Source organism: bacterium (assembly GCA_037131655.1).
GTDB lineage: Bacteria > Armatimonadota > Fimbriimonadia > Fimbriimonadales > JBAXQP01 > JBAXQP01.
Genome location: JBAXQP010000067.1, coordinates 1 through 10,845, shown reverse-complemented (window position 1 = coordinate 10,845; position 10,845 = coordinate 1). Strand labels below are relative to the sequence as shown.

Annotated in this window: 8 protein-coding genes; 2 read left to right on the top strand and 6 right to left on the bottom strand. The window is 47.6% G+C overall.

The window, feature by feature from the left end; translation table 11 throughout:
• On the bottom strand, positions 1 to 923 hold a 923-nt coding region (locus WCO51_04760; protein MEI6512569.1), incomplete at its 3' end, for a histidine kinase.
• Between the two features lie 374 nt (positions 924 to 1,297).
• On the opposite strand from WCO51_04760, the gene WCO51_04755 reads away from it, so the two are divergent.
• A complete protein-coding gene (locus tag WCO51_04755; protein ID MEI6512568.1) occupies positions 1,298 to 2,281 on the top strand; it encodes a sugar phosphate isomerase/epimerase in 984 nt (327 codons plus the stop codon).
• 66 nt (positions 2,282 to 2,347) lie between these two features.
• Here WCO51_04755 and WCO51_04750 read toward each other — a convergent pair whose 3' ends face one another.
• The 4 genes from WCO51_04750 to WCO51_04735 all read right to left on the bottom strand — a co-directional run bounded on the left by WCO51_04750 (position 2,348) and on the right by WCO51_04735 (position 8,788).
• Positions 2,348 to 2,767, bottom strand: a complete 420-nt coding sequence (locus tag WCO51_04750; protein ID MEI6512567.1) for a hypothetical protein — start codon at positions 2,765 to 2,767, stop codon at positions 2,348 to 2,350.
• Positions 2,768 to 2,847: 80 nt separating this feature from the next.
• Positions 2,848 to 3,699, bottom strand: coding sequence for a hypothetical protein (locus WCO51_04745; protein MEI6512566.1), 852 nt, complete (start codon positions 3,697 to 3,699; stop codon positions 2,848 to 2,850).
• Positions 3,700 to 3,790: 91 nt separating this feature from the next.
• Complete coding sequence (locus WCO51_04740; GenBank protein MEI6512565.1) at positions 3,791 to 7,057, bottom strand: efflux RND transporter permease subunit; 3,267 nt, start codon at positions 7,055 to 7,057, stop codon at positions 3,791 to 3,793.
• A gap of 12 nt (positions 7,058 to 7,069) precedes the next feature.
• Positions 7,070 to 8,788: an efflux RND transporter periplasmic adaptor subunit gene (locus tag WCO51_04735; GenBank protein MEI6512564.1), complete on the bottom strand. Its 1,719-nt coding sequence runs from the start codon at positions 8,786 to 8,788 to the stop codon at positions 7,070 to 7,072.
• Between the two features lie 146 nt (positions 8,789 to 8,934).
• Here WCO51_04735 and WCO51_04730 point away from each other — a divergent pair, with 146 nt between their 5' ends.
• Complete coding sequence (locus WCO51_04730; protein MEI6512563.1) at positions 8,935 to 9,090, top strand: hypothetical protein; 156 nt, start codon at positions 8,935 to 8,937, stop codon at positions 9,088 to 9,090.
• A gap of 371 nt (positions 9,091 to 9,461) precedes the next feature.
• On the opposite strand, the gene WCO51_04725 is transcribed toward WCO51_04730, so the two are convergent.
• Positions 9,462 to 10,472, bottom strand: a complete 1,011-nt coding sequence (locus WCO51_04725; GenBank protein ID MEI6512562.1) for a zinc-binding alcohol dehydrogenase — start codon at positions 10,470 to 10,472, stop codon at positions 9,462 to 9,464.
• Between the last annotated feature and the right edge of the window lie 373 nt (positions 10,473 to 10,845).

The following is a 10,845-nucleotide window of genomic DNA, read 5'->3' as shown; positions in this document are numbered from 1 at the left end:
ATATTGGTCAAACTTTCTTGGACGACTCTTGCCAACATGACTTCAACCGATGGCGCAAGGTCCATGGGGTCGTTGGGCAGTTCGCAGGTGACTTGCAAGGATGCGCGTTCTTCAAGCTGTTTAGCGAATAGGCGTATCTGGGTTTCAAGACTTCTTGTCTCACTGGATGACTGCATCTGCCACACGACGTATCGCATGCTTTCGAGGGCTTCGCGCAAGGTAGTTGCCTGTTCTCCGAGCATCGTATCGGCCTTTTCTGGGTCACGATTGGCAAGGCGGCGAACTAATTCTAATCCTAAGACAGAGTTCACCAATGTATGCCCTAACCCATCATGGAATTCCCTTGCAATACGCTGTCGCTCATCTGCGAGGGTGACCCGTTCGCGCAATCGAGCCAGCTCGCGCACACGTTGAAGGTGGGCTTTACTGACTGACCTCGCTATTCCTGCCACGACGAGTAGGAAGAAGAGGCGTGTAAAGAGAGCGCCATAATCGGCTGGGTTGCGCAGTGGGAGGGATGACAGCGTATGTAATATCCCCACAAGGCCAATCATAGAGACGATTTGACGGGGGGATGCGGTGAATACCTCTGAGACTAACAAAGGGAAGTATAGCAGCCAGAATGGGCTGTCCCTTCGGCCTGTCACATAAACTGCCAGGGATATAATGAAAATATCCAACCCTGTTAATAATGGCGTGAAGGTGAAAACATCTTCGGGACGCCTGCTTCCGATATAGGTTCGCGCTGCGACTGTGAGGAAGCCGATGAATAGAAGCGGATAGACCACCTTGGGATCGGGGCCGGTATTTTCGATCTGGCGCACGATGACATCGCCCACCACGAAGGCGAACAATACCCACACCATCATATTTACGCGCCAAAACTGTGCTTTAGCTGAATTCATAACTATATTATTTCGCATGTGTGCAATGAATATCCTCTATTTTCAATAAGCAAAATTAATTCATGGTGGATTGCATGGACTGCCAGCTTAAAGAAGCGAATAAAAATCGATGCCGTTCTGTTAAGGTGAACTTCCGTCGGATCAATCAAGCCATAGATGTAACGCAGGTTCTAATGCTGCAGGCGCGATGCACTATTAGCCCTTACAGGGAGGTATTGATTTGTCGCTTAATTCCTGTGCAAAATACACATCGATAATCAATCATCAGGTATCCTGCAAAGTAAGATATGGACGTAAAAATCCGCATAAACCCTTAACTTTCAGCAGAAATCGGGGTAGTTTTGCGGAAATTAGTCCATTAATATTTCTTGATAGAATACGGAGGGTCATCAATGAAGATAGGAATTTTTACAGCGCTTTTTTCGGACCGCAGCCTTGAGGAGGCGTTGGATATTATTAAGGCAGAGGGCATTCAGGCCGTTGAGCTTGGCGCAGGCGCCTATCCCGGCAACGCTCACTGCAATGCGGCGGATTTGGTTGACAATAAGGCTGGTCAGAAGAAGCTGATGGCTGCAATCACCAGCCGCGGTCTTGAGCTGAGCGCGCTGTCGGTTCACGGCAACCCTTTGCACCCTGACAAAAAGATTGCCGATGCGCATCACACAGATTTTGTGAATGCGGTTAAATTGGCAGGTCAACTTGGCGTGTCTTGTGTTAACGGCTTTTCCGGTTGTCCCGGCGATGGCCCTCGCGCAAAGAACCCCAACTGGGTCACCTGCGCTTGGCCGGATGAGTTCCGCGCAATCTTGGATTGGCAGTGGAAGAAGAAGTTCATCCCCTATTGGAAGGAACAGGCTCGCTTCCTTAAAGAAAATAATGTGAAGTTCTGTATTGAGATGCACCCCGGTTTTGTGACTTACAATCCGGAAGGACTTCTCAACCTGCGCGCCGCTCTTGGCAAGATGGGTGATTGGGTTGGCGCAAACTTTGATCCCAGCCATCTATTTTGGCAGGGTATCGATCCGATTAAGGCAGTGCGCGTATTGGGTGAAGCCGGAGCAGTCTTTCACGTCCATGCCAAAGATGCCCGTATTGATCCCGTGACCTCAGAAATCAACGGCGTTTTGGATACCAAGTCCTATGGTGATATTCTTCACCGCTCATGGGTATTCCGCACCGTCGGTTATGGGCATGATGTAACTTGGTGGAAGACCTTCGTAAGCACTCTGCAAACCGTAGGTTACGACTATGTCTTATCCATCGAACACGAGGATGGCCTGATGTCCAACATGGAAGGCCTGCGCAAAGCTGTTGCCACGCTCAAAGACGCTGTAATAGCTGAAAAGCCCACCGCTATGTTCTGGGCCAAAGATTAACTTCGGTTAAAGGCTAAAATTCCAGGGACGGTGCATGCATCGTCCCTGGTTTATTTTAGCTGGTAATTATAACTTAATATCCACAAGCCCCGAGATGCCAACTCCATCTACCCGTTTGATGTCTTTGACGACATCTTTTGTCGAAACGGGGATGAGGCCACGGAGGCGGACGCCTCGTTTGAAGAAAGCTCCTTCTATCTGGGCAACCGCTTTGACTTTTTCTACTTGCTTGGTGGGGCCCATAACTTGAGCTGCGCCAGCATAGGCGCTATCTCCGATGCTAATGATGGGGACGACCTTTGTCGAGAATTCTTTTGTGTTTTTAAAGCTGGTGAGTTTGTTAATTCCCTTATTCATATCAGGGGCAAGCTGGTCAACTATAAGGGCAATTCCTGCGCCTTTTAGAATGCTGTCGAGTTGAGTGAATCCAATAGCCGTAGTAAGCGCCAACACCGATGCGACGACGATAAGTTTAGTGCGTTTCATAATATCCAACCTCCTTGAATTAGACTAAGATGCTCTTCTCTCTACGCCTTCATTATAGCCCTATTGTTCCTGGTGTTCAATTAAAGAAGTTTTTTTCTGAAGAGCGTTTTTACACGAGTTGCTTTGGGGGCGGGGGAAAACGTGTTTGGCGCTATGGTTGGCTGCAAATTGACTTTAGCGGTGTACTCCATCGTAAAAGCGATGGGATTATTATCTTCAGAACCTTCCAAATTAACGCTCATCAGCCGGAGTAAGTGATCGGCTGCGCCGAATGTCATTCTTATTTTGCAAGTTTTAATCTTTAGACCTTGTCCGGAAGGAAGTTTATTTTGGCCGATAACATCAACAACTTCGCCATTGACTGTTTCCTGCCCGAGGTATTCAAGGGGCATAACCTGGTTTTCTCCCATTTTGCCAGAGAACTCGGGGTCGAATAGGGATTGAAAATATAAATTTGCAATAAGCGGCTCATCGTCGAGAAATCCCTCTTCAACGAATGCTTTCATCATGTCTGCGCGATTTGGCGCTGTCTTTTGAACATATTGATCTCTTAAGTGATCGGTTAACCAAAAACTCTTGCCGTCGCAATAGGCATTGAATGAGAGATTTCCTTTTGCCGGTATGCCTTTGGGGTCAAGAGCTGATGCAGGTATATCTTTTAACACCCAAGCGAATTGGTTTGGAGCAGTGAAGATGAGTCTGCTTGCGCTTCTTCCCGTCTTAACTTTCAAGCCATCGAACTGGGAGAAGAACATCGATTCTTCAACCTCAAACTTAGGAACGGTTTTATAGGCTTTTACCATTTGATCGAGTATCAGCTTGACCTTAGCATTCATAGGCGGCTTTTGAGAAAGGAAACCATTTTGAGCAAATGAAGCTGTAAAGAAGACCAAACAGCCAGCAATTATCGAAAGAGAAATTAAGCGATTCATAAACGCACCTCCACACAGTGAATACTCGAATTCAAATTGTGGAATGAAAGTGCACAATTTCGCAATAGCTTGTGATAATTAATATCAAACTCTATTCTTCTTCCTCTGAATCGATAGGTGGAAGGGAAGAGACAGAGCGTCCCCGAACTTTAACTTCCCACAATCGAGCGGCATCATCCACAATGCTGTGCATAATCGGAATATCCAACAAGCTGAGCGCAGTTCCGATGATTAGCCCGCCGATCACGACGGTCCCTAATGGTGAATAAGCATCGATTCCAGTCCTTGGGAAGAAAGCAACCGGAACCATTGTAACGATTGTGATTAGGCTGGTCATCAAGATTGGCCTCAGTCGTTCAGGGCATGCTTGGCGAATGGCTTGATTGCGTGGTATTCCTTTAGATCGATAATGTGCGATGCGGTCAATTAATAAAATAGCGGTTGTGATATCCATCCCGCTCAGCACGATTATCGCCATGATCGATACAGACGAAAAGGCCTGATGGTGAAGCCAGAGCAGGAAGAATACGCCCGAAAGCTCAAGGGGAATACTGAAGAACATTTGAAGCGGCTGCAAGAATCCTCTGAACTGAGCGACAAGTATTAATAGAATGAATATGAGGGCAATTTCGAGGCCAATCAGCAGGCGGCGGAAGCTGTCCATCATTTGCGTCATATCGCCGCGTACTTCGAGTTTATAACCCTGCGGCCAGTTTAACTGACTTTGTGCGCGCATCATTAAGTCCATCGCTACATCCATCGATGGGCGCCCATCTTTTCGGTAGAAACCGGTCACGCTAGAGACCCGTTGCATACTATCATGTTCGATAAGCGACGGGGAAGAAGTGTTTTCGATGGTCGCAATTGACTTGAGGGGTACGAGCTTACCGTTCATGCCGGAAATCATCGCCGTTTCAAGATCAGACTGGGTCGCACGCTGAGATTTATCATAGCGTACAAGCATCGTGGTTTGCCGTTTGTTTTCCAAGCGATAGAATTCATTGGTATATCCGCCGCGGGTGGCGTAGTATAGTTGGTCGGCCACCTCTGATGGGGTAAGACCAATTTCTAACGCTCGTCGCGGGTCGATCCGTACGAGGTCAGTAGGCTTGTTCATACTCCAGCTTGTTCCAATTTGATAAAGGTCGGGAACTTGTTTTCGCCCAATGTCGGCCACTTGTTCGGCTAATTGTGAGACGATATTTAGGTCAGGCCCTCTAACCAACAGCGTGATCGGCGCCTGGCTGGTTGCCATCACGTCCGCGCCCATTTCCTTGATTTGAAGCCGCCTGATTCCGGGAATAGTTGCCATGGCTTCCTTTTGAACGCCATCGATAACTTGCCAAATATCTCGTTTACGCTCATCTTTGTCACTAAGAGTAATCATAGCCATAGCCCCGTTCACTTGTCCCATCGCGTAACCGGTGAAATACGCGCCTCCTGTCATCCCTGGTCCGCCTTCGAAGCCAATTTCGATAGAAGCGTTTTCAATTTCAGGGTACTTGGCCATAATGCCTTCAACTTTTGTTACGGCACGTTCTGTGGCGGCATAAGAGGTTCCCGGCTGCATCTCAAGCTGCATATAGGCCTGCCCAACATCCGCGAGCGGCATCATTTCGGAACCAATAAAATAATAAAACCCGAAGCCAATTATAATCGTAATGGCGATACGCGATAGGTTGCTGAACCTATTCTTAAGCATCCAGCCAATCAATCGCGAATAGCCATGCTCGAGTTTTTTAAGCCAGTCCTGAATTGGGAATAAAATATGTTGTGAAACCCAATCGCGACGTTCTTCGCGGGCTTCCTGCTTAAGAAAGTTAGCGCACATTACGCTCGTTAGAGTTAGCGATTCGATGTAGGATGCAATCAGGGCGAAAATAATCGGCCAGACTAGCCCTTCAAACATAAGTTGCACGATACCGCCGCAGAAAACTAACGGCAGAAGAGCAAGAATTAGCATCGCCGTTGAAGCTGCTACCGAACGACGGACTTCTGTAATTCCTGTGATAGTTGCCTCACGCGGGCTTTTTCCCATCGCCAAATGTCGTTGAACACTGTGAACATCGATAATTGCGTCATCAACTAAACGGCCGATTGCCAGCAGTAGACCGATTAAAGTAGATGAATTCAGCGAATACCCAAACGGAACCATGACAAGAATTGCCATCGCAAGCGAAACGGGGATATCCACCATCGCGATTAGTGTCGCTCGATAACTTCCTAAGAAAAGGAGAACTACAAGAGTCGTGAGCAGTATAGCTAACCCTAGTTCTTCGAACATATTCTTCATTAGGATATGGACAAAGGTACTGTTGTCATAAGCGGTTTTGAACTTAATGCCGGGGTAATCACGTTCGAGGCGATTTAACTCATCTTTGACGTTGGTAATCACTTCGGGGGAACTGGCGCCTGGATTTTGTAGGATATTTAATTCAATCCCTGTTTCCGTTTTGCCTCGATCAAAGTGATGATAACCCGAGCGCGGCTCATAGACCGAATCTTCGACCCGAGCAACGTCCTTTACATATACCGTTTTACTATTTATTGAGGCGATAGGATACTCAGCGACCATCGAAGCGTTTTTGGCAAGGTCGTCGACTCTTAAAGTGATTTCATTGTCCCCATTAGTCAAAACACCTGCAGGTTTGGCAACATTTTGCTTGTCGAGGGCATCACGAACTTGGAGAATAGATAAATTATAAGCTGCCAGCTTTTGACGGTCGACAATAACTTGAAGCTGTCTACGATAACCGCCGAATGGGGAGACCGTATATATCTGTCCGCTGGTCATCTTCAGGCGGTTTGTGATTTCGTTATCGGCCAATTCGCGAAGTCGGGCAAGGTCCCAACGCTCATCGCCAGTCAGACTGAGTGAAAGCACCGGAAGGTTCAAGGGGTCGATAAGCAATACCCAGGAAGGTTTAACGTTCGCTCCTGTAATCGGTAGGTCGGCTTGAACCACATTCATAAGCGATTGAACCTGGACAAGGGTTTGGTCCATATTGGTTCCGTAGGGGAATTCAAGCGAGACGATGCTAAAACCGTCCTGCGAAGTCGAACGCACATATCGAACATTCTGCACGTTCACCATGCGTTCTTCGATTGGCTTGGAGAAGTAGGTTTCCATCTCCTGAGAAGATAGGCCCGGCATCATGCTCACTATGCCGATTGTTGGGCTTTGAACGTAAGGCATCATACGGCGAGGCATCGTAAAGCCGATAACCAAAATCGCCAGAATAATTACTCCCAGATAAAATGCGACCACGGGGTAGGGGTGATCGATGCTCATCTGGACAATATTGAATTTTCCAGGTCCATCCGACTGCTCAGGACTTTCCTTTTTATTGAAGCTCATCGCACGACTCCCTTACATCCCAGGCATATTCTGCATGTTGTTATCGGCAGGTGGCGCATGGGTCTCAGGTGCCTTACCTGATTCTACAGGCTGGACAGGGATTCCTTCATTAAGGGATTGATTTTGGCTAACGATCACTTTTATTCCAGCTCTAAGCCCCTGTTGAATGAGCGTGCGGGTGTCGTTAGATGGCCCAGGAGTGACGGTTTGCCGTTTAGCGATGTAACTGCCTGATTTGGACTTGGGGACGAGAGCCATGCCGCATTTTGGGCAATCGCCGGGCTTATCTTGTTCGATTTCGGGATGCATTGTACAGGTGTAGATAACCTTCCCTTTAGCGTTTGGATTATCGGCAAGTATCCAAACATAGGAACTGCCATCTGCTGCTTTGTAAAGAGCTTGGTTGGGAACAGAAAAAGCATTATTTACTCCGCCCGTATCGAAGCTCATCGACACATACTGCCCTGGCTGGAAGCGGCTATTCGGATTGGGAACTAATGCCTCGACAGTAAAGGTTCGGCTTTCAGCATTGGCGGCAGGGAAGACACTGGTTACACGGGCTTGTAAGGGAGCAATTTTTGATGCGCTAGGGGTTGATATACTAACCAAAGTACCTTTACGTATCCCACCAAGATCAGCTTCAGCTACATTGGCTTGAATTCGAACTTGGTCAATACTTTGGATGCGTAGGATAGTTTGGCCTGGTTGAACGAGAGTGCCGGGACTGACTAATCGTTCAGAAACGATACCCGATTGAGAAGCGACAAGGCGAGTGTAGCCAAGAACTACCGATGCGGTTTGTTCCTGGGCGCGCGCTTGATTGGCTTGAGCATTAACTTTGGTAACCTGTGCTTGTGCCTGCGCTTTATCGCTTATAGCTACTCGCAATCCTGCAGTAGTAGCGCGTTGCTCGGCTCTTGCTTGGGCTATTTTTGACTGTGCGGCAGTGATAAGCGCATCGGATCTTCGAATTCCGGCGTAAGCTTTCGTTACTTGGGCATTGGTCTGCGCTACTTTGCTGGTCGCAGCTTTGGCTTGTGCTTGAGTGAGTTGTAAATCGCGCAAAGCGATGGCGCCTTGTTTGTAAAGTTGTTCGCTGCGGGATAGTTGTGCTTGGGCATATTCGGCATCCGCTTGGGCGCTGGCTACGGTGGCTTGAGCATCCGCTAGTTCCGATTGAGCTTGTGCTTTTTCCTGCTTTGCTGCTTCGACTTGCGCTTTAGCATCCTCGACAGAAGCATCAGCTCCGCGTTGACGAGCGCGGGCTTCATCAATCCTCGCTTCCGCTTGTGGTAGCTCGCGTAGCGCAACATTCACATCCGCATTGGCGGCGCTTGCTGCTTGTAAAGATTCATTTACACGTGATTGAAGTTCGCTTGAATCAAGAAGAGCCACCAGTTGACCGGCTTTGACCTTTTGGCCTGGATAAACTGTAATCTCTACGATACGCCCTGCCACTCTAGCGACTATCTCTTCGGTGTTGAGCGCAACTACTGAACCTGTGTAGGTTACACCGCTTGAAAATCGTTTTAGCGCCACCTCTTCCAGTTGGACCGGAAGTGTTCCCACTGGAGCGTTCATAACGCTCATGTCCATCGCCTGTGACTCGAGGGGAGTTACCGAGCCAGGCGCTCTGTATTTACCGACTGCCAACTTCACTGCGATCAAAGCGATGAGAATTATAAGTAGTGTCGGTAAATGATGTCTTATGAAACCAAATAATTGTTTCAACTTTTTCTCCTGCTAAGCTATTATCGGAAACCTGACGTGCAATCATGCTCCTGAAAAAGTTTTGAACTCAAAACAGAAGCCTTAAATGAGCTTAACAGGCAGGAGGCGCACGGCTGCTGTTCGAGTCCGAAGGAGGTGATTCACTAATGGGTTGGATATCAGAGAAGAAAAATGGAGTATTTGCAAGCTGGAAATCAAACGCTATTGGTATAACTAAGTTATTCGTAACAACTTTAACTGAAAGCGAACTGCTTGAAATTGCTTGTGATGATAATAGGGGAACGATTGCGCGGCTGCACTGATGCTTGCTTGAGAGAAAACTATGAGCGATAGTTTGCGGACCGACTTTTTCGCAGCATGAATGGATGGCAGGTTTGGGTGAGTGTATTGCACAAGATGATGCTTGTGGGGTGGCATCCATTTGATGACCTTGACCTCCCTCGCATCGACATTCGATTCGAGGTATTGCTACCGACAGCAGTCCAAAGGTGAACGCTATCGATAATGCAAGCCAAGATTTTATACGCGATTTTCTCATAGTCATCTCAATGTACTACTTACTTTACGAAATATTACTCACTGAATGTTTCGAATTGCTAATTAATTGTGAATAATCCCAACCTAGCATAAAAAATACCCCCACTTCAAGCAGTGGGGGTATTGAACTGAGTGCTTAAATGCGGGTCCAGTCGAAAACGACGCCCATGGCTGAGGAACGATCTTCTCGAATAAGGCGATAAGCTTCCACAGCATCTTCGGGTGAGAAACGGTGGGTGATCAAGTCAGCAGTAAACATATCCCCGCGTTCCAAATAGGTAAAGAAAAGCTTGATGATCTTGTTGGTGCTCCAGAATTCATAAGGAGTTGATTCCCCAGGTGGGTTGCCGTCATGCGCTCCGATAATCGAGAGTCCTTTAACGACTACGTCATAAGTCAATCGCTGCTCGGATGGTTTGCCGGTGTCGCCCAATAGGAGCAACTTGCCGAACTGTGGTAGCAGGCCAAGGGCACATTGGAAGACTGCCGGATGGCCGGTGACATCATAGATCACGTCGGGGCCTCTTCCATCAGTGAGCTGCATCACTTGCTCTTTGGCGTCCTGAACGGTCATCGGAAGTATTGCTGTTGCGCCATGAGCTTTGGCAAGTTCAAGTCGTTTTTCGGCGGGATCGATGGCGATAATTTCGCGAGCGCCCATTAATCGAACATATTGAGTAACAAGTTGCCCAAGGGGGCCAAGACCGACTATTGCGACTGCATCGCCGAGCTTGTGTTGTGCGCGTCTAACCCCATTTTGCGCGATTTTAGCAAGCGCAAACCAAGAAGCGTCCTCATCAGGAACGTTATCAGGAACTCGAATTAAATTGCCGGCATTTGCTACAGCGTATTGCTTATGATTTTGGCGCAAAGCGACACGGTCGCCTACTTTAAAGTTAGTGACATCATCGGCAACTTTGATGATGCGTCCAATCATGGAATAACCGGCGTCAAATGGGTAATGCACCCATCCATCCCAGTGTGTTCCTGGCTCGAAAAGACGGCTTAGAACGATCCCTTCCGTTCCAGTGCTGATGAGCGTTTTTGTGGCTTGAACTAAGACGTGATTTGGTGTCAGTTCTTCTATCTCCGTCATACGGAGTTCAACTTGATCTTTTCCTGTAAAACTAATAGTTAATGCTTCCATCCATTTCCTCCTAATAGTGGCCGTAATGCCTAATGATAAATATCAAAACCATGGGCTTGTGAACTTAAATACTACTATACCGCCTTCGCCTAATTAAAGGCTAATTTAGAGCAGTTCGCGTAGTGATTTAATGACCAAATCGGGGCTGAATTCGCTAATATAGCTTTCTTGCTTATCAGGCAGCAGAACCTCAATAGTGTCAGCCCTACTTAGGGATAGTGGCCAGAGCACCCTGTACCCCATCGGGGTGTTCATTAGTAGTCTAGGCGTGGAACCAGCCTGGAAGGTAATGGAGGAGGTTGCTTCGGCACAATCATCCTCGCAAAGACACTTTTGTATGATTTACACACTAATATTGTATACAACAAAATTC